22 protein-coding genes, 1 tRNA gene and 1 pseudogene are annotated in these 24536 nt (G+C 66.8%); 13 read left to right on the forward strand and 11 right to left on the reverse strand.

Annotation, left to right across the window (positions count from 1 at the left end; translation table 11 throughout):
• Positions 1–22: 22 nt before the first annotated feature.
• The 5 genes from KS03_RS19540 to KS03_RS19560 form a co-directional block, all read right to left on the reverse strand.
• The gene (locus KS03_RS19540) at positions 23–1231 is read right to left on the reverse strand and encodes a type II secretion system F family protein (RefSeq protein WP_012734567.1); all 1209 of its coding nucleotides are present in this window, start codon (positions 1229–1231) and stop codon (positions 23–25) included.
• Entirely contained in the window at positions 1228–2454 is a 1227-nt protein-coding gene (locus tag KS03_RS19545) for a GspE/PulE family protein (RefSeq protein WP_045678880.1), read from the reverse strand. The genes KS03_RS19540 and KS03_RS19545 overlap by 4 nt, the downstream gene beginning before the upstream one ends.
• A gap of 155 nt (positions 2455–2609) precedes the next feature.
• Positions 2610–3905 carry an HlyC/CorC family transporter gene (locus tag KS03_RS19550; RefSeq protein WP_012734569.1) on the reverse strand — a complete coding sequence of 432 codons (1296 nt, stop codon included), beginning with the start codon at positions 3903–3905 and terminating at the stop codon, positions 2610–2612.
• 155 nt (positions 3906–4060) lie between these two features.
• Positions 4061–4137: transfer RNA gene (locus KS03_RS19555), tRNA-Pro, on the reverse strand.
• A gap of 30 nt (positions 4138–4167) precedes the next feature.
• Positions 4168–5160 (reverse strand): polyprenyl synthetase family protein, encoded by a 993-nt coding sequence (locus KS03_RS19560; protein WP_035982384.1) that lies wholly within the window; start codon positions 5158–5160, stop codon positions 4168–4170.
• A 321-nt stretch (positions 5161–5481) separates the two neighbouring features.
• On the opposite strand from KS03_RS19560, the gene rplU reads away from it, so the two are divergent.
• The 4 genes from rplU to proB all read left to right on the forward strand — a co-directional run bounded on the left by rplU (position 5482) and on the right by proB (position 8670).
• The gene (rplU, locus tag KS03_RS19565) at positions 5482–5793 is read left to right on the forward strand and encodes a 50S ribosomal protein L21 (RefSeq protein WP_004194344.1); all 312 of its coding nucleotides are present in this window, start codon (positions 5482–5484) and stop codon (positions 5791–5793) included.
• Positions 5794–5817: 24 nt separating this feature from the next.
• Positions 5818–6081 (forward strand): 50S ribosomal protein L27, encoded by a 264-nt coding sequence (rpmA, locus tag KS03_RS19570; protein ID WP_012734571.1) that lies wholly within the window; start codon positions 5818–5820, stop codon positions 6079–6081.
• A gap of 182 nt (positions 6082–6263) precedes the next feature.
• Positions 6264–7385, forward strand: coding sequence for an Obg family GTPase CgtA (gene cgtA, locus KS03_RS19575; RefSeq protein ID WP_012734572.1), 1122 nt, complete (start codon positions 6264–6266; stop codon positions 7383–7385).
• A 166-nt stretch (positions 7386–7551) separates the two neighbouring features.
• Positions 7552–8670: a glutamate 5-kinase gene (gene proB / locus KS03_RS19580; protein ID WP_012734573.1), complete on the forward strand. Its 1119-nt coding sequence runs from the start codon at positions 7552–7554 to the stop codon at positions 8668–8670.
• 93 nt (positions 8671–8763) lie between these two features.
• On the opposite strand, the gene KS03_RS19585 is transcribed toward proB, so the two are convergent.
• Both KS03_RS19585 and KS03_RS19590 read right to left on the reverse strand, forming a co-directional pair.
• Positions 8764–9333 (reverse strand): CNP1-like family protein, encoded by a 570-nt coding sequence (locus KS03_RS19585; RefSeq protein ID WP_026051432.1) that lies wholly within the window; start codon positions 9331–9333, stop codon positions 8764–8766.
• 80 nt (positions 9334–9413) lie between these two features.
• Positions 9414–10046 carry an RNA pyrophosphohydrolase gene (locus tag KS03_RS19590; RefSeq protein WP_012734575.1) on the reverse strand — a complete coding sequence of 211 codons (633 nt, stop codon included), beginning with the start codon at positions 10044–10046 and terminating at the stop codon, positions 9414–9416.
• Positions 10047–10265: 219 nt separating this feature from the next.
• Here KS03_RS19590 and KS03_RS19595 point away from each other — a divergent pair, with 219 nt between their 5' ends.
• Together KS03_RS19595 and KS03_RS19600 are read left to right on the forward strand one after the other, a co-directional pair.
• Positions 10266–12002, forward strand: a complete 1737-nt coding sequence (locus KS03_RS19595) for a proline--tRNA ligase (protein ID WP_012734576.1) — start codon at positions 10266–10268, stop codon at positions 12000–12002.
• Positions 12003–12075: 73 nt separating this feature from the next.
• Positions 12076–12678, forward strand: a complete 603-nt coding sequence (locus KS03_RS19600) for a MarC family protein (RefSeq protein ID WP_012734577.1) — start codon at positions 12076–12078, stop codon at positions 12676–12678.
• Between the two features lie 113 nt (positions 12679–12791).
• On the opposite strand, the gene KS03_RS19605 is transcribed toward KS03_RS19600, so the two are convergent.
• Both KS03_RS19605 and ffh read right to left on the reverse strand, forming a co-directional pair.
• A complete protein-coding gene (locus tag KS03_RS19605) occupies positions 12792–13343 on the reverse strand; it encodes a hypoxanthine-guanine phosphoribosyltransferase (protein ID WP_012734578.1) in 552 nt (183 codons plus the stop codon).
• Between the two features lie 136 nt (positions 13344–13479).
• Positions 13480–14847 (reverse strand): signal recognition particle protein, encoded by a 1368-nt coding sequence (gene ffh, locus KS03_RS19610; RefSeq protein ID WP_012734579.1) that lies wholly within the window; start codon positions 14845–14847, stop codon positions 13480–13482.
• An 87-nt stretch (positions 14848–14934) separates the two neighbouring features.
• On the opposite strand from ffh, the gene KS03_RS19615 reads away from it, so the two are divergent.
• The 7 genes and pseudogenes from KS03_RS19615 (at position 14935) to KS03_RS30260 (ending at position 22833) form a co-directional block, all read left to right on the forward strand.
• On the forward strand, positions 14935–15834 hold the full coding sequence (locus KS03_RS19615) for a cytochrome C assembly family protein (RefSeq protein ID WP_012734580.1): 900 nt from the start codon (positions 14935–14937) through the stop codon (positions 15832–15834).
• Positions 15835–15847: 13 nt separating this feature from the next.
• A complete protein-coding gene (locus KS03_RS19620; protein WP_012734581.1) occupies positions 15848–16135 on the forward strand; it encodes a PP0621 family protein in 288 nt (95 codons plus the stop codon).
• Positions 16132–16713, forward strand: coding sequence for a 1,6-anhydro-N-acetylmuramyl-L-alanine amidase AmpD (ampD, locus tag KS03_RS19625; protein WP_012734582.1), 582 nt, complete (start codon positions 16132–16134; stop codon positions 16711–16713). Before KS03_RS19620 ends, ampD begins: the two co-directional genes overlap by 4 nt.
• 458 nt (positions 16714–17171) lie before the next feature.
• The gene (locus KS03_RS19630) at positions 17172–20183 is read left to right on the forward strand and encodes a ribonucleoside-diphosphate reductase subunit alpha (protein ID WP_035982262.1); all 3012 of its coding nucleotides are present in this window, start codon (positions 17172–17174) and stop codon (positions 20181–20183) included.
• 356 nt (positions 20184–20539) lie between these two features.
• On the forward strand, positions 20540–21763 hold the full coding sequence (locus tag KS03_RS19635) for a ribonucleotide-diphosphate reductase subunit beta (RefSeq protein ID WP_012734584.1): 1224 nt from the start codon (positions 20540–20542) through the stop codon (positions 21761–21763).
• Between the two features lie 75 nt (positions 21764–21838).
• Positions 21839–22166 (forward strand): annotated as a pseudogene (locus KS03_RS32895) (hypothetical protein).
• 28 nt (positions 22167–22194) lie between these two features.
• Entirely contained in the window at positions 22195–22833 is a 639-nt protein-coding gene (locus KS03_RS30260; RefSeq protein WP_012734586.1) for a histone H1-like DNA-binding protein, read from the forward strand.
• Positions 22834–23077: 244 nt separating this feature from the next.
• Here the strand turns inward: KS03_RS30260 and KS03_RS19645 are convergent, their stop codons facing one another.
• Together KS03_RS19645 and KS03_RS19650 are read right to left on the reverse strand one after the other, a co-directional pair.
• Positions 23078–23554 carry an outer membrane lipoprotein gene (locus KS03_RS19645; RefSeq protein WP_012734587.1) on the reverse strand — a complete coding sequence of 159 codons (477 nt, stop codon included), beginning with the start codon at positions 23552–23554 and terminating at the stop codon, positions 23078–23080.
• A 22-nt stretch (positions 23555–23576) separates the two neighbouring features.
• A complete protein-coding gene (locus tag KS03_RS19650) occupies positions 23577–24515 on the reverse strand; it encodes a carbohydrate kinase family protein (protein WP_012734588.1) in 939 nt (312 codons plus the stop codon).
• Positions 24516–24536 lie beyond the last annotated feature (21 nt).

The raw sequence follows: 24536 nt of genomic DNA on the forward strand, positions 1-24536 counted from the left end.
AGCGCGGCAACCGGGAGCGATGCTACACCACGTTGCCGAGTTGAACGATCGGCAGGTACATCGCGACCACGAGCCCGCCCACCAGCGCGCCGAGCACGATCACCACGAGCGGTTCGCAGAGGCTCGTCAGCAGGGCGATCTGCTCATCGACCTGACGCTCACAGAGCGTTGCGATATCGGCCAGCATCGCGTCGAGCGTGCCCGATTCCTCGGCCACCGCCACCGGCTGCACGACCTCGTCGGGGAAGCAGCCGGCCGCGCGCATCGCCTGCGCGAGACGCTCGCCGCGCAGCAGCCGGGCGGCGATCGCGTCGGTCGCGCGATCGAAGACCGGGTTGCCGGTGGCCTGCGCGAGCGAATCGAACGCATCGGCGAGCGGCGTGCCGGCGCGCAGCAGCGTGCCGAGCGTGCGGCTCCAGCGCGCGGCGGCCAGCGTGCGCAGCAGCGGGCCGACCAGCGGCAGCCTGAGCGTCGCGCGCGCAGCGGTCAGACGCAGCGCGGCCGAGCGGTGCAGCAGCGCCGCCAGCGTGAAGCCGGCGGCGGCTGCCGCGATCGCCGCGGGCGGCCCGGCCCGCGCGACCGTGGCGGACAGCGTGAGCACGAAACGGGTCGGCGCCGGCAGCCTTGCGCCGAAGCCGTCGAAGATCTGCGCGAAGGTCGGCACGACCCACACCAGAAGCGCCGCGCTGATCGCGAGCGAGAACGCCAGCACCGCGAGCGGGTAGGCCAGCGCGGTACGCACCCGGGCGCGCTGCGCCGCGCCGCGCTCGCGATCCGCGGCGACGCGCGCGAGCAGCGGCGCGAGCGTGCCCGACGCCTCGCCGACCGCCACCAACTGCCGGAACATCGGATCGAATTGCCGCGGATACTGGCGCATGGCCTCCGACAGTTGCCGCCCCGCGCCGATCGCGCGGGCCAGCCCGGCGGCGATGCGCGGCAGGTCGCGGTGGCCGCCGGCGTCGGCCAGCAACTCGAGCGCCGGCGCGAGCGGCAGGCCTGCCCGCAGCAGGCCGCCCAGCTGATGTGTGAAGCGCGTGACGTCGCGGGCGCGGGCGGCCGGGGCGCGGGCCGCGCCGCCGCCGTCGAGCGCCAGCACCGTGATGCCGCGCCGGCGCAACGCACGGCGTGCGGCGGACGCGTCGCAGGCAATCAGCGTGCCACGCCGGCGTGTGCCGTCCTGCGCGAGCCCGGCCCAGCGGAACCGCCGGTCGGCAGCGGGCGGCGTGCTCATGCGGCGTCCGTGGTCGCGAGCGCCTCGTCGAGGCTCGTCGTGCCGTCGTACACGCGCTCGAGTGCGGCGTCGCGTAACGTGCGCATGCCGTCATCGCGCGCCTGCCGCGCGAGCGCCAGACTGCCGGCGCGGGCGACGATCCGCTCGCGCAGCGTGTCCGACACGGCCATCACCTGATGTACGCCGATCCGGCCGCGGTAGCCGATGCCGTGGCAGGCTTCGCAGCCGACGGCGGCAAACGGACGCCAGCCGGCGCCGAGCGCGACGGGATCGAGCCCGCCGGCGGCAAGGCGCGCCGCCGGCGCGGACGACGGCTGTCGGCACGCGGCGCAGAGCCGTCTGACGAGCCGTTGTGCGGTGACGACGCGCAATGCCGACGCGACGTGGTAAGGCGCCACGCCGATATCGAGCAGGCGCGCGATCGCCCCCGGCGCATCGTTGGTATGCAGCGTCGAGAGCACGAGATGGCCGGTTTGTGCGGCCTTGAGCGCGACGTCGGCCGTTTCGGCGTCGCGGATCTCGCCGATCATGAGCACGTCCGGGTCCTGCCGCAGGAACGCGCGCAACGCGACGGCGAACGTGAGCCCGGCCTTGTCGTGCACGTTGACCTGGTTGAGCCCGTCGAGCTGCAGCTCGGCCGGATCCTCGATCGTGCAGAGGTTGCGCGAGGCCAGATTGAGCCGCTGCAGGCAGCAGTAGAGCGTCACCGTCTTGCCGCTGCCGGTCGGGCCGGTGACGAGCACGAGCCCGTGCGGCGCGGCGATCGCGGCCTCCAGGGCCTCGGCCTGGCGCGCGGCGAAACCGAGCGCCGGCAGCGACAGATCGGCCGGCAGCGTGTCGAGGCGCCGCAGCACGAGCTTCTCGCCGTGCAGCGTGGGCAGCGAGCTGACCCGGTAGTCGCCCGTCACGCCATGGCCGAGCGCGATTCGCAGCCGGCCGTCCTGGGGGACGCGGCGTTCCGCGATGTCCATCCGCGCCAACACCTTCAGGCGCGTGACCACGCCGTCGCGCAGATGCACGGGCGGGGCCGCGAACGGATGCAGCGCGCCGTCGATGCGCAGGCGCACGCGCCAGGCGCGTTCGGCCGCCTCGATATGGATGTCGGAGGCGTCGCGGCGTGCCGCCTCGTTCAGGATCTCGTTGACGAGCGCGACCACCGGTGCGTCGCCGGCCGGCGCGAGCCGGCCCGCCTCCGGGGAAAAGGGTGCGGAAGGTGTGGACACTTCGACCGGCCTTGCGACCGCCTGTTGATCACGATGCGGTGATCATCGCGCCGGCACGCGGCGGCCGGCAGTCGGCCGAACGGCCGGTGCGCGCACCGGCGGTGGCCGCAGCCGGCCTCGCGCGAGGCATGCGAGGCGAGCCGCCGGCCGTGGCGTCAGCGCAGCAGGCCGAGCACGCCGCGCGGCGCACGCGGCTTGAACAGCTTGACGGTGCGCACGGCCTGGTCGTCGCTGCGCATGACCTCGAGCATCACGTCGCCGATCTTCATGCAGACGTCGCCGTCGGGGATTTCCTCGAGCACTTCGAGGATGAGCCCGTTGAGCGTCTTCGGCCCCGTGGTCGGCAGGTTCAGGCTCAGCCAGCGGTTCAGCTCGCGCAGCGGCATGCTGCCGGCGACGATGCACTCGCCGTTCGCGTTCCAGCCGCCGCGCGAGCCGCCGCTGCGCGGCGTCGAGGTCGTGAATTCGCCGATCAGTTCCTCGATGATGTCTTCGGGCGTGACGAGCCCTTCGAGTTCACCGTATTCGTTGACGATCAGCGCGGTGCGCTGGCGGCTCTCCTGGAAATACTGCAGCTGCTGGAACACGGCGGTGCCGGACGGCACGTAGTACGGCTCGGCGAGCAGCCCGCGCAGCGTGTCGCGGTCGAACTCCTGGTTGCGCAGCGCCGTCAGCGTCTTGCGCACGTGCAGCACGCCGAGCACGCGGTCGATGTCGCCCTGGTAGACGATCAGCCGGTTGTGATAGCAGGTCTCGAGCTGGTGCAGGATCTCGTCGAGCGGCGCGTCGAAGTTCAGCGACTCGATCTGGCGGCGCGGGATCATCACGTCGTCGACGGTGATGTTCTCGAGATCGAACAGGTTCAGCAGGATGCTGCGGTGCTTGGTCGGCATGAAGCTGCCCGATTCGAGCACGATCGAGCGCAGTTCCTCGGGCGAGAGCCGCTGGTCGCGCCCGCTCTTCGTGTTGATGCGCAGCAGGCCCAGGGTGCCGTTCGCGAGCTGGTTGACGAGCCATACCACCGGCTTCATCGCGCGCATCAGCGGCGCGATCAGGAGGCTGGCCGGCAGCGCGATGCGCTCGGGATAGGTCGCGCCGACGATCTTCGGCGTGATCTCGGCGAACACGATGATCAGGAACGCGACGATCCCGGTGGCGATCGACAGCACCAGGTTGTCGTGGCCGAACGTGCGCAGCGCGATCGAGGTGGTCAGCACCGGGATGATCGTGTTGAACAGGTTGTTGCCGATCAGGATCACGCTGAGCAACTGGTCGGTGCGGGCCAGCAGGCGCTGCGTGGTTTTCGCGCCTAGCGCGTTCTTGCTCGCCAGCAGCTTGAGCCGATGGCGGTTGAGCGCCATCATGGCCGTTTCAGAGATGGAGAAGAAGCTGGAGCAGAGAAGCAGGACGAAGACGGCGCAGATTTGCGCCCATAAGGGAATGTGGTCCACGCGGATCGGGATCGGTGAGGGTCGGCAATGGGAATGACTATAGCAGAGGGTGGCGCGGTGCCCGGTGCCGCCCGTGTGTCGGACCTCCGATGGCCGGCGCGCCCCTGCAGGGGGCAAAAAAAAACCGCGCAACGTATGCGCGGTTTTTATAAATCTGGTCGGGGTGAGAGGATTCGAACCTCCGGCCTCTACGTCCCGAACGTAGCGCTCTACCAGGCTAAGCTACACCCCGATTTGGACTCTCACGCTACTTTAGTCTCTTTCAAGACTTTCGTGTCGTCGAGTAAGAACATAATTCTAGCAGCGAGTTTTTGAAAATGGAAGAGGGGAAAGAAAAAATTGCATCGGCCGCCGCCTGCGCTTCCTGACGCGCGCATTCCAGCGTGTGATCGAGCGCGCCCGAGCGCGTGATCGCGTCGAAGATCGTATCGAAGCGATCGGTGCCGCCCTGCTCGATGGCCTCGCGTGCGAGCGTCTGCTGCTCCGGCGTGCCGTGTTCGAGCAGATGGATCAGCGGCAGCGTCGGCTTGCCTTCGCGCAGGTCGTCGCCGGCGTTCTTGCCCATCGATTCGGCGGTACCAGCGTAGTCCAGCCAGTCGTCCATGATCTGGAACGCGGTGCCGATGCGGCGGCCGTATTCGGCGGCGGCGGCCTCGGTGCTCGCGTCGGCCCCGGCCAGCACCGCGCCCAGGCGCGCCGACGCCTCGAACAGCTTGGCCGTCTTGTAGCGGATCACCTGCATGTAGCGCGACTCGTCGACGTCGGCGTCATGCATGTTCAGCAGTTGCAGCACCTCGCCCTCGGAGATGATCGTGGTGGCTTCCGAGAGGATCTCCATCACGCGCATCTTGCCGACGCCCACCATCATCTCGAACGAGCGCGAGTAGAGGTAATCGCCGACCAGCACGCTGGCCGCGTTGCCGAACAGCGCGTTGGCGGTCTTGCGGCCGCGCCGCAACTCCGATTCGTCGACCACGTCGTCGTGCAGCAGCGTGGCCGTGTGAATGAACTCGACGACGGCGGCCAGCGTGTGCCGGTGGCTCGAGCCGTCACCGAGCGCGCCCGCGACGAGCAGCAGCAACGCCGGCCGCAGTCGCTTGCCGCCCGCGCCGATGATGTATTCGGCAATCTGGTTGATCAGCAGCACGTCGGACGACAGGCTCTGCCGGATGACGCGGTTGATCTGCTCCATATCGTCGGCGATCGGAGCCAACAGTTGCGCGGCGCTAAGGGAAGGGGAGGCAGTGGACGACATGATCATGGAATTGGGTAGTGCGCGGGATTATAAGGTGATTCGACGCCGCGCCGGGCCGAAGCTTGGCGGATGGGCGGTTTTGACCGGGCGCGGCGCGGCGCCCGGGCGATGCGCCCGCTTCGCCTGCTCGTGTGGCGCCGTTGCCCCGCACTGGATCGCGGCGGATCGCCCGCGCCGCCTGCCTGTCGGCGGGGTCGTATCGCGCGGGGCCGTCGCGGATCGGCTTCGTCAATAGGCTTTGACCAACCTGCTAACTCTCTGTATAATCACGCGTTTTCCGTGCGCGGTGCACGGGGAAACAGATCTAGAGTGAGGTTTGCAATGTACGCGGTCATAAAAACCGGTGGCAAGCAGTACAAGGTTGCCGTCGGCGAAAAACTGAAAGTAGAACAGATACCGGCAGACATTGACGCAGAAATCACGCTCGACCAGGTTCTCGCAGTGGGCGAAGGCGAATCGATTCAGTTCGGTACGCCGCTGGTCAGTGGGGCTTCCGTCAAGGCTACCGTTGTGTCGCACGGTCGTCATGCCAAGGTCACCATCTTCAAGATGCGTCGCCGGAAGCACTACCAAAAGCACGGCGGCCACCGCCAGAACTACACCGAACTGCGCATCGACGCGATCAACGCGTAAGCGCAACGGGCAAGGAGCTATCAAATGGCACACAAAAAGGCAGGCGGGTCTTCCCGCAACGGCCGCGACTCCGAGTCGAAGCGCCTCGGCGTGAAGGTGTACGGCGGCCAGGCAATCAACGCCGGCGGCATCATCGTGCGTCAACGCGGCACGCGCATGCACCCGGGCGATAACGTCGGCATCGGCAAGGACCACACGCTGTTCGCGCTGGTCGACGGCTACGTCAAGTTCGCCACGAAGGGCGCGGACAAGAAGCACACGGTTATCGTCGTTCCGGCCGCCGCGTAAGCTTCGCGCAGGCACGGGCTGCATAGCCGGAAAGGCCCCGCGGCGACGCGGGGCCTTTTCTTTTGCGCGTCGCCGCGCGCCGTTCCGATCCGGGCCGGCGCGGCAACCTGGCCGCACGGCCGATTGGTCAAGCGCGGCGCCACGCGGCACAATATTGGATCAATTCAGGCGGAGCTTGACGGATGAAGTTCATTGACGAAGCGCGAATCGAGGTCATCGCCGGCGACGGAGGCGATGGCAGCGCGTCGATGCGCCGCGAGAAGTTCGTTCCGTTCGGCGGGCCGGACGGCGGCGACGGCGGCCGGGGCGGCAGCGTCTACGCGGTCGCGGATCGCAACATCAACACGCTGATCGATTATCGATACGCGAAGAAGCACCTGGCGCGCAACGGCGAGAACGGCCGCGGCTCCGACTGCTATGGCAAGGGCGGCGACGACATCACGCTGCGCATGCCGGTCGGCACCGTCATCACCGACCTGGACACGGGCGAACTGATCGCCGACCTGACCGAGCACGAGCAGAAGGTGCTCGTCGCGCAGGGCGGCGCGGGCGGCCTCGGCAACCTGCACTTCAAGTCGAGCACGAACCGCGCGCCGCGCCAGAAGACCGAAGGCAAGCCCGGCGAGCGCCGCATGCTGCGGCTCGAGCTCAAGGTGCTGGCCGATGTCGGCCTGCTCGGCATGCCGAATGCGGGCAAGTCCACCTTCATCTCGTCGGTGTCGAACGCGAAGCCGAAGATCGCCGACTACCCGTTCACGACGCTCGCGCCGAATCTCGGCGTGGTGCGCGTGGGGCCGAGCAAGAGCTTCGTGATCGCCGACATTCCGGGCCTGATCGAAGGCGCCGCCGAGGGCGCGGGCCTCGGCCACCAGTTCCTGCGCCACCTCCAGCGCACCGGCGTGCTGCTGCATCTGGTCGATCTGGCGCCGTTCGACGAAGGTGTCGATCCCGTGGCGGAAGCGACGGCGATCGTCGGCGAACTGCGCAAGTACGATGAAGCGCTCTACCAGAAGCCGCGCTGGCTCGTGCTGAACAAGCTCGACATGGTGCCGGAGGACGAACGCGCCGCGCGTGTTGCCGATTTCGTCAGCCGCTTCGGCTGGGACGGCCCGGTGTTCGAGATTTCCGCACTGACGGGGCAGGGCTGCGAGAACCTCGTCTATGCCGTCTATGACTACCTCGTCGAGCATTCGGACGCGCATCGCGCCTCCGAGGCCGAGGACCTGGCCGCCGACGTGCGCTTTCGCGACGCCCCCGCGCCGGGTGGCGGCGAGGCGCCGCCGGAGCCCGAAGCCGGCGACTGAACCGGCCGCCGGGCCATTAACCGGGCTTGGCCGACGCGGCATCCGAACCGGCGCGTGCCTCGGCCGATGGACGGCGAGCCCGCGCCGGCGCCGGTCCGACATGCGGCGCGCTTGCGTTCGCCGCACCCCGATTTCCTTGCGCTGCACTGACAGGAGTTCGCGCACGATGCGTTCGATCATCGCCGATGCGAAGCGATTGGTTGTGAAGGTGGGTTCCAGCCTCGTCACCAACGACGGGCGCGGGCTCGATCATGCGGCGATCGGCCGTTGGGCCGCGCAGATCGCGGCATTGCGCAACGCCGGCAAGGAGGTCGTGCTGGTCAGTTCCGGCGCGATTGCCGAGGGTATGCAGCGGCTCGGCTGGAGCAAGCGGCCGCGCGAGATCGACGAACTGCAGGCCGCGGCCGCGGTGGGGCAGATGGGGCTCGCGCAGGTCTACGAGAGCCGCTTCGCCGAGCATGGCATCCGTACCGCGCAGATCCTGCTCACGCATGCCGATCTGGCAGACCGCGAACGCTACCTGAACGCACGTTCGACGCTGCTCACGCTGCTGCGCCTCGGTGTCGTGCCGATCATCAACGAGAACGACACGGTCGTCACCGACGAAATCAAGTTCGGCGACAACGACACGCTCGGCGCGCTCGTCGCTAATCTCATCGAAGGCGATGCGCTCGTGATCCTGACCGACCAGACCGGCCTTTTTACCGCCGATCCGCGCAAGGACCCGGCTGCCACGCTGGTACGCGAGGCCGATGCCGGCGCCGCCGAACTCGAGGCGATGGCGGGCGGCGCCGGCTCGAGCCTCGGCCGCGGCGGCATGCTGACCAAGATTCTCGCCGCCAAGCGCGCCGCGCACAGCGGCGCGAACACGGTGATCGCGAGCGGGCGCGAGGCCGAGGTGCTGGTGCGGCTTGCGCAAGGCGAGGCGATCGGCACGCAGCTGATTGCCCGCACCGCGCGGATGGCCGCGCGCAAGCAGTGGATGGCCGATCATCTGCAGGTGCGCGGCCACGTCGTCATCGATGCCGGCGCGGTCGAGAAGCTGACTGCCGGCGGCAAGAGCCTGCTGCCGATCGGCATCGTCGCGGTGCACGGCGTGTTCGCGCGCGGCGAGGTGATCGCCTGCGTGGACGGCGCGGGGCGCGAGATCGCGCGCGGCCTCACGAATTACAGCAGCGCCGAGACCAAGCTGATCCAGCGCAGGCCGAGCGGCGAGATCGAAACCGTGCTCGGCTACATGCTCGAGCCGGAACTGATCCACCGCGACAATCTCGTGTTGATCTGACGCAGGGTGCGTCCGGACCCTGACGGCAAAAAGCCCGCGTCGCAAGATCGCGGGCTTTTCGTTTTGCTGACCGTGCGCCGCGGCGCGGCCGCGTCAGCGCACCTGCTGGTTCAGGATCGTGCGATGGGCGCGCAGGTTGTCGATGATCGTGCCGGCCTTCGCGGCGGGCATCTTGTTCGAGCAGAAGTAATCCTGATAGAGCGCCGCGCGGTACGCATTCAGGTTGCCGTTCTCGATGCGCCGCCAGTCGGTCGCGACCGTGCGGTCCCAGCCGTCGTGGTCGGCGTTGAGCGCCGCGTACTGGCGCCATTCGTAAGTGTCGCAGCGGATGCCTTCGTAGATCACGTTGCGCGCGCCGGCCGGGCTCGTGATCACCGAGGTGTAGCGCACGATGCCGTCGCTGCCGACGGAAATCGACTTGTCATCGACGAAAAACTTGAGCGGCGAGTTCTGTGAGACCTCGAACGGCAGCAGGTTCGACGGCTGCGGCAGCGGCGGCAGCGTATCCACGGGGTTCTCGCGCCAGGTCGGCTGGCGGTCGAGTAGATAGACGAAGGCGCTGTCGTCCTTGTTGGACGGCTGGCTGGGCGATTTCGAATGGGCGCAGCCGGCCAGGGCGGCAACCGCGGCAAACGACGCCGCGGCAAAAGCGAGTGATTTCAAATTGCACACCTCGAAAAAAGGGCGCGGCAAATGCTGCCGCGCCCGGACATGCTTGATTTTCCTACCCGGTCGGCCGGATCTCAGTCGCGCAGCAGAAAGCTGCCCGGTGCTTCGTCGTACGGGCTCGCACCCGGCTCGACCTCCGAGCAGATCTGCGACGGATCGACCGGCTGGACGCCGATCACGCGGGGGTAGCGCGTCGGCCGCGCCACCCGCGCCTTGTTGTCGGGCCGCTGCGCCGGTCGGCGCAGGAACCGCGACAACTCCGTCAACGCCAACTGATACACATCCCGCTTGAACTCGATCACCGCGTCGAGCGGCACCCAGTACTCGTTCCAGCGCCAGGCGTCGAACTCCGGGTGGTCGGTTGCGCGCAAGCAAATGTCGCAGTCGCGTCCGACCATCCGCAGCAGAAACCAGATCTGCTTCTGTCCGCGATAATGCCCGCGGACCTCGCGCTTGATGAACTTGTCAGGCACCTCGTAACGCAACCAGTCGCGCGTGCGACCGATGATCTTGACGTGCTCCGGCAGCAGACCGGTTTCCTCGTGCAATTCCCGGAACATCGCCTGCATCGGGGTCTCACCATACTTGATGCCCCCTTGCGGGAATTGCCAGGAATGTTCACGAAGCCGCTTGCCCCAAAACACCTCATTGCGCGCGTTCAGCAGGATGATGCCGACGTTCGGGCGAAAGCCTTCACGATCCAGCATACAACCACCTTCGAATCCTTTAAAATTGCTTTGATTATAAACAGATAACGGGCGCCGCGCACCGCAATGGGCAGAATCTCGGCAGGCGCGGCGGCTACACTGTCCCCGATTCGTCTGCTACGTCATCTGCGGTGCAGCTTCGCCTTGCACGCAGCTTTCCATTACTTTTCGCTTTTTTCTGGCGGCCCGGATTGGGCCGCCGTTTCTGGAACTGTCCGCATGAAAGCCTCCCGTTTCTTTATCGGCACCTTGAAGGAAGCACCCGCCGACGCCGAGATCGTCAGTCACAAACTGATGGTGCGCGCCGGCATGATTCGCCGCATCGCCGGCGGCATCTACAACTATCTGCCGATCGGCCTGCGTTCGATCCGCAAGGTCGAGGCGATCGTGCGCGAGGAGATGAACCGGGCTGGCGCGATCGAACTGCTGATGCCCGCGGTGCAGCCGGCCGAGCTCTGGCAGGAGTCGGGGCGCTGGGAGCAGTACGGCCCGGAACTGCTGCGCTTCAAGGACCGCAAGGACAACGACTTCGTGATCGGGCCGACGCACGAGGAAGTCGTCACCGACATCGCGCGCAACCAGATCAAGAGCTACCGGCAGATGCCGGTGAATTTCTACCAGATCCAGACCAAGTTCCGCGACGAGATCCGGCCGCGCTTCGGCGTGATGCGCGGCCGTGAATTCATCATGAAGGACGCGTACTCGTTCGACAAGGATCAGGCCGGCCTCAAGGAGTCGTATCGCAAGATGTACGACGCCTATGTGCGCGTGTTCACGCGCATCGGCCTGGAGTTCCGCGCGGTCGCGGCCGACAACGGCTCGATCGGCGGCAGCGGCTCGCACGAATTCCACGTGATTGCCGACACCGGCGAGGACGCGATCGCCTACTGTCCGACTTCCGACTTCGCCGCCAACGTCGAGGCCGCCGAGGCGCTGCCGCTGTTGGCGAGCCGCGCGGCGCCGGCCGAGGCGATGGCGAAGGTGGCGACGCCGGGCAAGGCGAAGTGCGAGGCGGTGGCCGAGCTGCTGAACATCCCGCTCGAGCGCACCATCAAGTCGATCGTCCTCGCCACCGAGAACGAGGGCGCCGAGCCGACCATCTGGCTGCTGATGCTGCGCGGCGACCACGACCTCAACGAGATCAAGGCCGCCAAGCAGCCCGGCCTGGCCGGCTACCGGATGGCCAGCGAGGCCGAGATCGTCGAATGGTTCGGCACGCCGCCGGGCTACCTGGGCCCGGTCGGCACGAAGAAGCCGGTCAAGGTGATCGCCGACCGCACGGTGGCGAACATGAGCGATTTCGTGGTCGGCGCGAACGAGGTCGACTACCACATCGCTGGCGTGAACTGGGGCCGGGATCTCCCGGAGCCGGTGGTTGCCGATCTGCGCAACGTGAAAAAGGGCGATCCGTCGCCGGATGGCAAGGGCGTGATCGACATCTGCCGCGGCATCGAGGTCGGCCATGTGTTCCAGCTCGGCACCAAGTATTCGAAGGCGCTGGGCGCGACCTTCCTGGACGAGGGCGGCAAGCCCCAGCCGATGGAAATGGGCTGCTACGGCATCGGCGTGACGCGGATCCTCGGCGCGGCGATCGAACAGAACTTCGACGACAGGGGGATCATCTGGCCCGAGGCGATCGCGCCGTTCGAGGTCGTGCTTTGCCCGATGGGCTATGACCGCAGCGAGCTGGTGCGCGAGACGGCCGACCAGCTTTACGCGGCGCTGTCGGCGGCCGGCATCGATGTGATCCTCGACGATCGCGGCGAGCGTCCCGGCGTGATGTTCGCCGACTGGGAGTTGATCGGCGTGCCGCATCGTCTCGTGATCGGCGAGCGCGGCCTGAAGGACGGCAAGATCGAGTACCAGGGCCGGCGCGACACGGAGGCCACGCTGCTGCCGGCCGACGGCGCGGCTGCGACCGTGATCGAGACGGTCCGCGCGGCGCTCGCGCGCTGATGCCGTGAAGGCGGCGGGCGGGACGGCGCGATGCCGAGCGGAATCGCAACCGGGGCAGGGGGGCCGATAGCGGATGGAATATAACTTCATGTCGGCCACCGTGCTGCTGCTGCTGATCACCGATCCGCTCGGCAACATTCCGCTGTTCATCGCCGCGCTGCGCGACGTGCCGGGCGAGCGGCGCGTGCGCGTGATCCTGCGCGAGGTGGCGATCGCGTTCGTGATCCTGCTCGTGTTCATGGTGGTGGGCGACCGCTTCCTGCGCATGATGAGCCTGACCGATCTGTCGCTGCGCATCGGCGGCGGGATCGTGCTGTTCCTGATCGCGCTGAGGATGATCTTCCCGCATCCGGACGGCGCCTTCGGCAGCGATCCGCGCGCCGGCGGCGAGCCTTTCATCGTGCCGCTCGCGATTCCGGCGCTGGCCGGCCCCTCGGCGCTCGCCACCGTAATGCTGCTGACCTCGCAGGCGCCGGGCAAGACGGTCGAATGGATCGGCGCGCTGACGGTCACGATGCTGGTCTGCGCGACGGTGCTGGTGCTCGCGGGGCGGATCCAGAGCTGGCTCGGCGAGCGCACGGTGATGGCGTTCGAGCGGCTGATGGGCCTCGTGCTCGTCGCGATCTCGGTGGAGATGATCCTGGCGGGGATTCGTGCGTTCTCGCACCAGCTGTAAGGTTCCGCCTCGGCCTGCCGGCGCAAGAAAAAAACGGCTCGCGTAGTGCTACGCGAGCCGTTTTGCTATTGGGCGCCGCCGGGCACGCCCGAGGGTGCCAGGCTGGCGGAAGCTCAGGCCTCGGCCGTCAGCGCGCGGATGGTGGGCAGGTTGCGCCAGTAGCCCTTCGCGTCCATCCCGCAGCCGAACACGTAGCGATCCGGCACCGAGAATCCGCAGAAATCGGGGCGCAGCGGCTTGGGCTTGGTGAGCGTCTTCTCGCAGAGCACGGCCGACAGGAAGCGCTTGGCGCCCATCTCGAGGATCCGGTCACGGATCGCGGCCATCGTCTCGCCTTCGTCGAGGATATCGTCGAGCACGATCACGATGCGGTCCTTGACCGACTCGCGCGGGGCCACGCGCCAGTGCATCTCGGGGCTGCCCTGGGTGGTGTTGCGGTAGCGCGTCAGATGGATGTAGTCGAACTCGAGCGGGAAATCGAGGTGCGGCAGCAGCATGCCGGTGAACACGGCGGCGCCGCCCATCACCGACAGCACGAGCGGAAACGCCTCGCCGATTTCGTCGCGGATCGCCGCAGCCATCCGGCCGATCGAGGCGCTGACCTCGTCGGCGGAGACGATCTGTTCGGAATGCTGGAATATATGGAGGGCTTCTTCGCGATTCATGAGCTGTGGCGTGCGATCCGGGTCAGTCGAAAGCCGCGGTGAATGGACTCGCGGCGGGGCGCCCCGACAATGCGGGGCAGCGGGCGATGCGCCATTAGGATATACCGTGCACCGCGCCGCGTGGGGCGTCGAAAAATTAACGCAGGCCGGGCATCATGCCCTTGAGACCGCGCATCATCTTCTGCATGTTGCCGCCCTTGAGCTTCTTCATCATCGTGCGCATCTGATCGTACTGGTTCAGCATCCGGTTGACTTCCTGCACCGGCACGCCCGCGCCGGCCGCGATGCGGCGCTTGCGGGTGGCCTTGATCAGGTCGGGCTTGGCGCGTTCGGCCGGCGTCATCGAGTTGATGATGCCCTCCATGCGGCGGATCTGCTTCTCGGCGTGGCCCATGTCGGCGCCCGCGGCGGCCTGCTGGAATTGCGCGGGCAGCTTGTCCATCAGCGACGACAGGCCGCCCATGTTCTTCATCTGCGAGATCTGCGCGCGGAAATCGTTGAGGTCGAAGTCGCCGCCTTTCTTGACCTTGTCGGCGAGCTTCTGCGCGGCCTGCACGTCAACGCCGCGCTGCGCCTCCTCAACCAGCGCGAGAATGTCGCCCATGCCGAGGATCCGGTTCGCCATCCGATCCGGATGGAACACTTCCAGCCCGTCGAGCTTCTCGGCCACGCCGACGAACTTGATCGGCTTGCCGGTGATGCTGCGCACCGACAGCGCCGCGCCGCCGCGCGAATCGCCGTCGAGCTTGGTCAGCACCACGCCGGTGAGCGGCAGCGCGTCGTTGAACGCCTTCGCGGTGTTGACGGCATCCTGGCCCAGCATCGCGTCGACCACGAACAGCGTCTCGGCGGGATTGATCGCGGCGTGCAGCTCGGCGATCTCCTTCATCATCGCCTCGTCGATGCCGAGCCGGCCGGCCGTGTCGACGATCAGCACGTCGTGATAATGGCGCCTCGCCCAGTCGAGCGCGGCGCGCGCGATCTCGACGGGCTTCTGTTCCGGCGTGGAGGGGAAGAAATCGGCACCGACCTGCTCGCTGACCGTTTTCAGCTGCGCGATCGCGGCGGGGCGATAGACGTCGCACGAGACCGTCAGGACTTTCTTCTTCTGCTTCTCGCGCAGCAGCTTGGCGAGCTTGCCGACCGTGGTGGTCTTGCCGGCGCCCTGCAGGCCGGCCATCAGGATGATCGCCGGCGGCGTGACGGCCAGGTTCAGCTCGACGGCCTTGCCCTCGTAGTCGCCGCCGATCACGGCGGTCAGCTCCTTCTGCACCACGCCGACGAGTGCCTGACCCGGCGAGAGCGAGCTGATCACTTCCTCGCCGAGGGCCTTTTCCTTGACCTTCGCGATGAACTCGCGGACCACGGGCAGCGCGACGTCGGCCTCGAGCAGCGCGAGCCGGACCTCGCGCAGCATCTCCTGCGTGTTGGCTTCGGTGAGACGGGCTTCGCCGCGCAGCGTCTTGACGACGCGCGCCATCCGTTGGGTGAGATTGTCGAGCATGGGGAGCGATGGACAGTGGGGCCCGAAGGCGCGCGTGCTATATATTGACAGCCGTCGCGTGCAAGGGGCCTAGTGTAAACTTCGAACATGGATATTGTACTGTATGCCCTCACCGCGCTCCTGTACGGCGGCCTGGCCGTCGCGGGATGGCGGGCGCACCGTTCCGGCCTCGTGCAGCCGCTCGCCGCGAGCGTGCCGCCGGTGCCGGGCGAGCCCGGCGCGCCGGCCACCGCCGTGGGTGGTGCGGACCGCGCGTTGTTGTTCGCCGCGCTGCTCGCGCATGGCGTGCTGCTGCATGCCACGATCTTTCCGCACGATGCAATGGTGTTCGGCTTCGCGTTCGCGCTCTCGGCGATGTTCTGGCTCGGCGCGGGTATCTATTGGATCGAGAGCTTCTTCTTTCCGCTCGACGGCCTGCGCCTGCTGGTGCTGCCGCTGGCCTGCCTCGCCTCGCTGCTGCCGCTCGTGTTCGGCGGCGTGCGGGTGCTGCCCTATGCCGCCGCGCCGCTGTTCAAGATGCACTTCCTGATCGCGAACATCGCCTATGGCTTGTTCGTGATCGCGGCCCTGCACGCGGTGCTGATGCTGATGACCGAGCGGCGTCTGCAGGCGCTGCGGCAGGGCGGCAGGATCGGCTCGGCGGGCGTGTTGACGAGCTGGCTCGAAACGCTGCCGCCGCTGCTCACGCTCGAGAAGCTGCTGTTCCGCCTGATCGGCGCCGGCTTCGTGCTGCTCACGCTGACGCTCGCCTCGGGCATCCTGTTCAGCGAGCAGGTCGATGCGCGCGCTTTGCGCTTCGACCATAAGACGGTGTTCGCGATCCTCTCGTGGTGCATGTTCGGCGGTATTCTTGTCGCGCGTCGGCTGTCCGGCTGGCGCGGGCGCGGCGCCGCGCGCTGGGTGCTCGCCTCGTTCGGCGCGCTGCTGCTCGCCTACGTCGGCAGCCGTTTCGTGCTCGAGGTGCTGCTGCACCGTCCCGTGGTCTGATGGTCTCAAAGCGATGCGTAACCTTCTGCTGTTGATTCTCCTGTTCATTGCCGGCTCCTGGGTCTCGCGCAAGCTGCGTCAGGCGCAGGAGCGCGCGAATCGCGGCGGCGGTGGCGCGCCTGGCCAGGGCGGCCCGCGTCCGTCGGCGGCCCGCACGCCCTCGCTGCCCGAGCCGATGGTACGCTGCGCGTTGTGCGGCGTGCACACGCCGAAGGGCGATGCGGTCGAGGCCGGCGGCGACTACTTCTGCAGTCGCGAGCACGCGGCCCGTCACGCGGCGGCCGCGCGCGACGCGCAATGAGCGAGGTGCTCGAGGTCGGCGCCGATGGCTGGCTGCCTGGCGCCCGCCACGCGCCGTCGCCGAATCACGAGGCGCGGCCGGCGGGCGTGGTGCCGACCCTGGTGGTAGTCCACAACATCAGCCTGCCGCCCGGCGAGTTCGGCGGCGAGGCGATCGTCGCACTGTTCCAGAACCGGCTCGACTGCGACGCGCACCCCTATTACGACCTGAACCTGCGCGGGCTGCGCGTATCGGCGCATTTCCTGATCGCGCGCGACGGTGAACTGATCCAGTTCGTGTCCTGCGAGGCGCGTGCCTGGCACGCCGGCATCTCGACCTTTCTCGGCCGCGAGCGCTGCAACGACTTCTCGATCGGCATCGAGCTCGAGGGCACCGACGACCTGCCGTTCGAGCCCGCCCAATATGTGACACTCGCGGCACTCGTGCGCGCGCTCGCGGCCCGCTATCCGATCGAGGCGGTCGCCGGTCATGCGGACATCGCGCCGGGCCGCAAGACCGACCCCGGTCCGCACTTCGATTGGCAACGGCTGGCAGCCGATGCCGGCCTGCCGCCCCGATACTTTCCTTATCGTCGGTAACAGGCGCGGCGTTCGAGCGCGTCGCGCCGACGCTGGGCGGCACGGGACGGCGCGATCCTTTGCCCCGTCTGCACTCGCCTGATGTCAAGCCAAATCGCGCCGGGCGGGGCCAAATTTTCCATTTTGAGATAGCTCGATCGTCCACTATACTTGGTGCCAGTTGACGGGTTACTCACTAGATATAGTGTTCGGAGGGCGGGCGCTTTCAGGCGATCCGCTCCGGCCGGCAGGTGATGCCGGGAAACTCGCGGCGCGGTGTCCGGCCAGGCCCGGCACGCTGCAGCGCAAGCAGACACGAGCGGCAAGGGACGCGATACGCATGACGAAAGCAGACGTCGAATCATCGCTATCGCGTGGCCCGTGCCGCTTTTGCGTTCTGCGGTAGGCGCCCCAGCGCGCGCGTTAATCGTTCATATCCGCGGATCTCTCCGCACCATCCAGCACCAGGAGCTTTGCACATGCAAACGACCGACACCGGGACGTCCCAATTCGAGAGCGCCCAGAGCCGCCCTCTTGGCACGGCTTCGCAGGGCGCGCCCGCGCTCGCGCCGCAGGCGACGTTCGCCGACTACAAGGTGATCCGCCGCAACGGCAGCGTGGTGGCTTTCGAGCCCTCGAAGATCGCGATCGCCGTGACGAAGGCGTTCCTCGCGGTCAACGGCGGCCAGGGCGCCGCGTCGGCACGCGTGCGCGAGCTCGTCGAGCAGCTCACGCAGAGCGTGGTGCGCGCGCTCGTGCGCAGCCGCCCGAACGGCGGCACGTTCCATATCGAGGACATTCAGGATCAGGTCGAACTCGCGCTGATGCGCGGCGGCGAGCACAACGTCGCGCGCGCCTACGTGCTGTACCGCGAGAAGCGCCATCTCGAGCGCGCCCACTCCGATGCCCCGGCCGATGCGCCGGCGGGCGCGGCCGGCATCAACGTGACCGACGCCGGCGTCACGCGTCCGCTCGACATGGGGGCGCTGCGCGGCCTGATCGCCTCGGCCTGCGAAGGGCTCGGCAGTGCCGTGAACCCGGATCCGATCGTCGCCGAGACGGTGAAGAACCTCTACGACGGCGTACCGATGAGCCAGGTCTACGACTCGGCGATCCTGGCCGCGCGCACCATGATCGAGAAGGACCCGGCCTACAGCCAGGTGACGGCACGCATCCTGCTGCACACGATCCGCCGCGAGATCCTCGGCGAGGAAGTCTCGCAGGGCGAGATGCAGGCGCGCTACGCCGAATACTTCCCGCAGTTCCTGAAGCGCGGCGTCGAAGCCGAGCTGCTCGACGACAAGCTGCTGCAATTCGATCTGGTGCGCCTGGGCGAGGCGCTCGACGCGGGCCGCGACCTGCAGTTCGGCTACCTCGGCCTGCAGACGCTGTACGACCGCTACTTCCTGCATGTCGACGGCACGCGTATCGAAATGCCGCAGGCGTTCTTCATGCGCGTCGCGATGGGCCTGGCGCTGAACGAGATCGACCGCGAAGCGCGCGCGATCGAGTTCTACCACGTACTGTCGAGCTTCGACTTCATGAGCTCGACGCCGACGCTGTTCAATTCGGGCACGCGCCGTTCGCAGCTGTCGTCGTGCTACCTGACGACGGTCGCCGACGATCTCGACGGCATTTATGAAGCGCTGAAGGAAAACGCGCTGCTCTCGAAGTTCGCGGGCGGCCTCGGCAACGACTGGACGCGCGTGCGTGCGCTCGGTTCGCATATCAAGGGCACGAACGGTAAATCGCAGGGCGTCGTGCCGTTCCTGAAGGTCGTCAACGACACGGCGGTGGCCGTGAATCAGGGCGGCAAGCGCAAGGGCGCCGTCTGCGCGTACCTCGAAACCTGGCACCTCGACATCGAGGAATTCCTGGAGCTGCGCAAGAACACCGGCGACGACCGCCGCCGCACTCACGACATGAACACGGCGAACTGGATTCCCGACCTGTTCATGAAGCGCGTGATGGAGGGCGCCGACTGGACGCTGTTCTCGCCGTCCACCTGCCCGGACCTGCACGACAAGTTCGGCGCCGAGTTCGAGGCCGCCTACCTCGGCTACGAGGAGAAGGTCGCGCGCGGCGAGCTGAAGCTGTTCAAGAAGATCCCGGCGCAGCAGCTCTGGCGCAAGATGCTCGGCATGCTGTTCGAGACCGGCCACCCCTGGATCACGTTCAAGGACCCCTGCAACGTGCGTTCGCCGCAGCAGCACGTCGGCGTGGTCCACTCGTCGAACCTCTGCACCGAAATCACGCTGAACACGAGCGACTCCGAGATCGCGGTCTGCAACCTCGGTTCGGTCAACCTCGTCGCGCATCTCGTCAAGCAGGCCGACGGCAGCTACGCGCTCGACCACGACAAGCTCAAGCGCACGGTCAGTGTGGCAATGCGCATGCTCGACAACGTCATCGACATCAATTATTACGCGGTCGCGAAGGCGCGTAACTCGAACCTCAAGCACCGTCCGGTCGGCCTCGGCATCATGGGCTTCCAGGACTGCCTGCACCTGCTGCGCACGCCGTTCTCGTCGGACGCGGCGGTCGAGTTCGCCGACCGTTCGATGGAAGCGGTCTGCTACTACGCCTACTGGGCCTCGACCGAGCTGTCAGAGGAGCGCGGCCGCTACTCGAGCTACCGCGGCTCGCTGTGGGATCGCGGCATCCTCCCGCAGGACACCCTGAAGCTGCTCGAGGAGGCACGCGGCGGCTATGTCGAGGTCGACATGAGCAGCTCGCTCGACTGGACGTCGCTGCGCGAGCGGATCTCGCTGCACGGCATGCGCAACTCGAACTGCATCGCGATCGCGCCGACCGCCACCATCTCGAACATCATCGGCGTCTCGCCGTGCATCGAGCCGACCTTCCAGAACCTGTTCGTGAAGTCGAACCTGTCGGGCGAGTTCACGGTGGTCAACGAGTACCTGGTGCGCGACCTGAAGGAACGTGGCCTATGGGACGAGGTGATGGTCGCCGACCTGAAGTACTTCGACGGCATGCTCTCGCGCATCGACCGGATTCCGTCGGACCTGCGCGCGATCTACGCCACCGCGTTCGAAGTCGATCCGAAGTGGCTGGTCGAGGCCGCCTCGCGCCGTCAGAAATGGATCGACCAGGCCCAGTCGCTCAACATCTTCATGGCGGGCGCGTCGGGCAAGAAGCTCGATGAAATCTACAAGCTCGCCTGGGTGCGCGGCCTGAAGACCACCTACTACCTGCGCACGATGGCGGCCACGCACGTCGAGAAGTCGACGGTCGCGCACGGCGCGCTGAACGCGGTGCCGTCGGGCGACGGCGGCGCGGGTGGCGGCGCGGGTGGCGGGGCGGCGGGCGGCGCGCATGGCGCGGCCGGCGGCTTCGGCGCGGCGGGCGGCGCGGGCTCGGGCGTGCTCAACGCGGCACCGGCAGCCGAGGCGGAGATCGCGGTCGACGGTCCGGTCTGCATGATGCGTCCGGGCGATCCGGGCTTCGAGGAATGCGAGGCTTGCCAGTAACCACGGCCGGCACGTGACGAACGCGGCGCGCGCAACCGGCATCGACGGTTGCACTGCGTGTCGCGGTCGACTACAAAACGGATAAGGAATCCGTACTTTGGCCGCCTCGCGACGCGCTTCGCGAATGCCGGCAACGCGGGTGCTTCGAGCGAGATCGCCGCATCCGCGAAGATCATCGTTCGACACGCCGATCACATCGCACCACACGCGAGCGGCAGGTCGCGATCGAATCCGCGCTGCGCAAAGTGTTGTATCGAGGTCGCAACGCGAATCGAAAAAAGGAATTTTCGTGAGCGAACCCTTTTATCGCTCATGAAAAGATGGTACAAACCGTTCTAAATTGATGGTGAGAATTTATGCTCAATTGGGATGACGAGAAGACGGCCGTAACTCCCGCGAGCGGAGCGCAGCACAACGCGATGCGCGCTCCCGCAGGAATGGCTGTCGGAGTGCAGGCCGCGACGCCTGCCGCTCATCAGGCTCCGTCGGCGCGCGACATTTTCGAAGGTGACCTCGCGGTCGCGCCGCATGCTTCGGCGGCGGCCGCCGTCGCCGGCGCGCAGGAACGGGTCAATATCGCCGACAAGCGCATCATCAACGGCAAGACCGATGTCAATCAGTTGGTGCCGTTCAAGTACAAGTGGGCGTGGGAAAAGTATCTGGCCGGTTGCGCGAACCACTGGATGCCGCAGGAAATCAACATGTCCCGCGACATCGCGCTGTGGAAGGACCCGAACGGGCTGACCGAGGACGAGCGCCGCATCGTCAGGCGCAATCTGGGTTTCTTCGTCACCGCCGACTCGCTCGCCGCGAACAACATCGTACTGGGCACCTACCGCCACATCACGGCGCCCGAGTGCCGGCAGTTCCTGCTGCGCCAGGCGTTCGAGGAAGCGATCCACACCCACGCCTACCAGTACATCGTCGAATCGCTGGGCCTCGATGAGGGCGAGATCTTCAACGCCTATCACGAGGTCAGCTCGATTCGCGACAAGGACGAATTCCTGATCCCCTTCATCCATACGCTGACCGATCCGGCGTTCGTGACGGGTACCCAGGACGCGGACCAGAAGCTGCTGAAGTCGCTGATCGTATTCGCCTGCATCATGGAAGGCCTGTTCTTCTATGTCGGCTTCACGCAGATTCTCGCGCTCGGCCGCCAGAACAAGATGACGGGCGCCGCGGAGCAATACCAGTACATCCTGCGCGACGAGTCGATGCACTGCAATTTCGGCATCGACCTGATCAATCAGATCAAGCTCGAGAATCCGCATCTCTGGACGCCGGAGTTCCGCGCCGAGATCCGCGAACTGTTCAAGCGTGCCGTCGAGCTCGAGTATCGCTATGCTGAAGACACGATGCCGCGCGGCGTGCTGGGCCTGAACGCCGCGATGTTCAAGAGCTATCTGCGTTTCATCGCGAACCGCCGCTGCCAGCAGATCGGTCTCGACCCGCTGTACCCGAACGAGGAAAACCCGTTCCCGTGGATGAGCGAGATGATCGACCTGAAGAAGGAGCGGAACTTCTTCGAGACGCGGGTGATCGAGTATCAGACGGGCGGCGCGCTGTCCTGGGAGTAACCGGGCGCGACACCGAGGTAAGGATGAGAGCGCCGGGCGAGAGCCCGGCCCAAGGTTTAGGAGCAAGAACGCCTGATGCAAAGGATGGCCTGCGCCGACACGGCGCACCGACATGACAGGCACTTTGCGAACCCTTCAGTGGGATGGGCAAACTTCCCTCCGGAAAAGACGGCCGGCCATGTGGCTGCCGCCTTTATCAAGCGATTCGGGGCAACGGCGCAAAGCGCGCCGGCTGCCAACCTGATCTGGCGCGCAGTGTCGAAAGGCACGGCGCGCCTTACCGTATTCATTAGCGTAAGCGCCATTGCGAAGCGTACGCCGATGAATAGCCCGCTTCGTAGCGCGCGTCCTGAACCAGCGTCCGCGAGAAACGGGTTTTGACGAAGGGTGTGGTTTGAACTGACTCTCATCTGAACCTGAAGGAGTACATGATGGCACTTGCCAAGAAGAAACCGGCTGCCAAGAAGGCAGCAGCGAAGAAGGCGGCTCCGGTTGCCAAGAAGGCAGCGGCACCGGCGAAGAAGGCTGCCGTGAAGAAGGTCGCGGCCAAGAAGGTTGTCGCCAAGAAGGCGGCGGTGAAGAAGGTCGCGGCGAAGAAGGCGGCACCGGCCAAGAAGGCAGCGGTGAAGAAGGTCGCGGCAAAGAAGGTTGTCGCCAAGAAGGTCGCGGTGAAGAAGGTCGCGGCGAAGAAGGCGGCACCGGCCAAGAAGGCAGCGGTGAAGAAGGTCGCGGCGAAGAAGGTTGTCGCCAAGAAGGCGCCGGCTGCGAAGAAGGTTGCCGCGAAGAAGGTCGCCGTGAAGAAGGTGGCGGCGAAGAAGGCCGCGCCGGCGAAGAAGGCCGCCGTGAAGGCCGCCGCACCGGCGAAGAAGGCCGCTGCAAAGACGCCGGCACCGGCGAAGAAGGCACCGGCTGCGAAGAAGGCTGCACCGGCGAAGAAGGCGGCTGCCGCGAAGAAGGCAGCGCCTGCGACGACGACGGCATCGACGGCATCGGTCGCACCGGCATCGGGCGCGAAGTCGGCGCTGAACCCGGCAGCGGCATGGCCGTTCCCGACCAGCAGCCGTCCGTAATCGGCCGACCGCCCGATAAGCGTTTGCGCGCTCCGGCGCGTGAAGTCGTGCCGGGGCAGTGACTGCATCGGCACGATAGAATCCCGTCACCGGATGTCCGGCGGCGGGATTTTTTTTATGCGGCGCGCATTACAGGTTGGCAGGTTTCATGGCCGGAGCGCACACGCAAAAAAAACGCATACGCGAAACGAATCGCGTATGCGCTGGATATCGCGGCTCTTGCCGCGTGCTGAGGCCTCCTCGCTCAGTGCGTGACGCGGGTCACGCCGCCGCTCGACAACAGGCGGACGCGGTCACCTGCGCGGAATACTTCCGGTGTGGCGGCTTGCGTGATCGAGCGCAAGTCACCGTTGTCGAGGCGCACGGTGATTTCGACACCGTTCGCCGTACTCACGCCCTGGCCGATCGCATTGCCCGCCACGGCGCCGGCAATGCCGCCCGCGATCGCGGTCAGGATCGAGCCCCTGCCGCCTCCGATCGCGCTACCGGCCACGGCACCGAGTGCGCCACCGCCGAGCGTGCCGAGCGTCGAGCCGGCGCCGGTGTCGCTTTCGATGCGCACCGCGCGCACGCTCTCGACCGTGCCGAAGCGCACGGTCTGCTCGCGCTGCGTCTGGCTGGCGCTGTAGACATCGGCCGAGCCAGGCGGCGTGAAACAGCCGGTGAGCGACACCGAGGCCGCGAGCATCGCGGTGAGCGTGAGGGTTTTTCTGGTCAGCATGGGTAGTTCTCTCCAACGAGTCTCATTCGATACTGTAGCCGAACGCGCTCTGAAAGCGAGACAAGATTTCGGTCCGGCCGAGCAGGTAGGATTGCGGTCCTGAATGCGCGATCTTGATCGACCCCATCAGGCTCGCGAGGCGGCCGGTGGTTGCCCAGTCCAGCCCCTTCTCGATGCCGTAGAGCAGGCCGCCGCGGAAGGCGTCGCCGCAACCGGTCGGATCGACGATCTGTTCGGCCTTGACGACCGGGATCTGCTCGATGCCGTCGCGGTGGCGGATGGTGGCGCCATGCTCGCCGCGCGTAATGATCAGGGCCTGAACCCGGCTCGCGAGCTCGTCCTCCGACCAGCCCGTCTTGTCGCTTACCAGCTTGGCTTCGTAGTCGTTGACCGCCAGATAGGTGGCAAGTTCAATGCTGCGCCGCAGCGTCTCGCGGTCGAACAGCGGCAGGCCCTGGCCAGGATCGAACACGAACGGCACGCCGGCCTTCGCGAGCTCCTCGACGTGCTGGACCATGCCCTGGAAGCCGTCCGGGCCGATGATCGCGAGCCGGATGTCGCGCGCCTCGCCCGCATGGTTCAGGTGCGACTGCATCATCGCGCCCGGGTGGAAGGCGGTGATCTGGTTGTTGTCGAGATCGGTGGTGATCATCGCCTGCGCCGAGTGCGTGTCCGGCACCACTCGCACGTAGTCGCGCGCGAGGCCAAGCGAGTCGAAGCGGTCGAGGTAGAGCTGCCCGTCGATCGCGCCGAGCGTTCCCATCACGCGGGCGTCGCCACCGAGCGCGTGCAGCGCATAGGCGATGTTGCCGGCGCAGCCGCCGAACTCGCGCCGCATGGTCGGCACGAGGAAGCTCAGATTGATGAGGTGGACCTGATCGGGCAGGATGTGCTCCCGAAAGCGCCCCTCGAAGGTCATGATGTTGTCGTAGGCGATCGAACCGCAAATCAGCGTAGCCAAGATCGTTCCTGTTCAGAGTGT

Origin of the sequence: Burkholderia glumae LMG 2196 = ATCC 33617 (assembly GCF_000960995.1) — a bacterium.
GTDB classification, from domain to species: domain Bacteria; phylum Pseudomonadota; class Gammaproteobacteria; order Burkholderiales; family Burkholderiaceae; genus Burkholderia; species Burkholderia glumae.

Excerpts from the sequence above, each read along its gene's own strand:
- KS03_RS19540 (WP_012734567.1), bottom strand. The coding sequence starts at position 1,231 with ATGAGCACGCCGCCCGCTGCCGACCGGCGGTTCCGCTGGGCCGGGCTC.
- KS03_RS19560 (WP_035982384.1), bottom strand. The coding sequence starts at position 5,160 with ATGTCGTCCACTGCCTCCCCTTCCCTTAGCGCCGCGCAACTGTTGGCT.
- rplU (WP_004194344.1), top strand. The coding sequence starts at position 5,482 with ATGTACGCGGTCATAAAAACCGGTGGCAAGCAGTACAAGGTTGCCGTC.
- rpmA (WP_012734571.1), top strand. The coding sequence starts at position 5,818 with ATGGCACACAAAAAGGCAGGCGGGTCTTCCCGCAACGGCCGCGACTCC.
- cgtA (WP_012734572.1), top strand. The coding sequence starts at position 6,264 with ATGAAGTTCATTGACGAAGCGCGAATCGAGGTCATCGCCGGCGACGGA.
- proB (WP_012734573.1), top strand. The coding sequence starts at position 7,552 with ATGCGTTCGATCATCGCCGATGCGAAGCGATTGGTTGTGAAGGTGGGT.
- KS03_RS19590 (WP_012734575.1), bottom strand. The coding sequence starts at position 10,046 with ATGCTGGATCGTGAAGGCTTTCGCCCGAACGTCGGCATCATCCTGCTG.
- KS03_RS19595 (WP_012734576.1), top strand. The coding sequence starts at position 10,266 with ATGAAAGCCTCCCGTTTCTTTATCGGCACCTTGAAGGAAGCACCCGCC.
- KS03_RS19600 (WP_012734577.1), top strand. The coding sequence starts at position 12,076 with ATGGAATATAACTTCATGTCGGCCACCGTGCTGCTGCTGCTGATCACC.
- KS03_RS19605 (WP_012734578.1), bottom strand. The coding sequence starts at position 13,343 with ATGAATCGCGAAGAAGCCCTCCATATATTCCAGCATTCCGAACAGATC.
- ffh (WP_012734579.1), bottom strand. The coding sequence starts at position 14,847 with ATGCTCGACAATCTCACCCAACGGATGGCGCGCGTCGTCAAGACGCTG.
- KS03_RS19615 (WP_012734580.1), top strand. The coding sequence starts at position 14,935 with ATGGATATTGTACTGTATGCCCTCACCGCGCTCCTGTACGGCGGCCTG.
- KS03_RS19620 (WP_012734581.1), top strand. The coding sequence starts at position 15,848 with ATGCGTAACCTTCTGCTGTTGATTCTCCTGTTCATTGCCGGCTCCTGG.
- ampD (WP_012734582.1), top strand. The coding sequence starts at position 16,132 with ATGAGCGAGGTGCTCGAGGTCGGCGCCGATGGCTGGCTGCCTGGCGCC.
- KS03_RS19630 (WP_035982262.1), top strand. The coding sequence starts at position 17,172 with ATGCAAACGACCGACACCGGGACGTCCCAATTCGAGAGCGCCCAGAGC.
- KS03_RS19635 (WP_012734584.1), top strand. The coding sequence starts at position 20,540 with ATGCTCAATTGGGATGACGAGAAGACGGCCGTAACTCCCGCGAGCGGA.
- KS03_RS30260 (WP_012734586.1), top strand. The coding sequence starts at position 22,195 with ATGGCACTTGCCAAGAAGAAACCGGCTGCCAAGAAGGCAGCAGCGAAG.
- KS03_RS19645 (WP_012734587.1), bottom strand. The coding sequence starts at position 23,554 with ATGCTGACCAGAAAAACCCTCACGCTCACCGCGATGCTCGCGGCCTCG.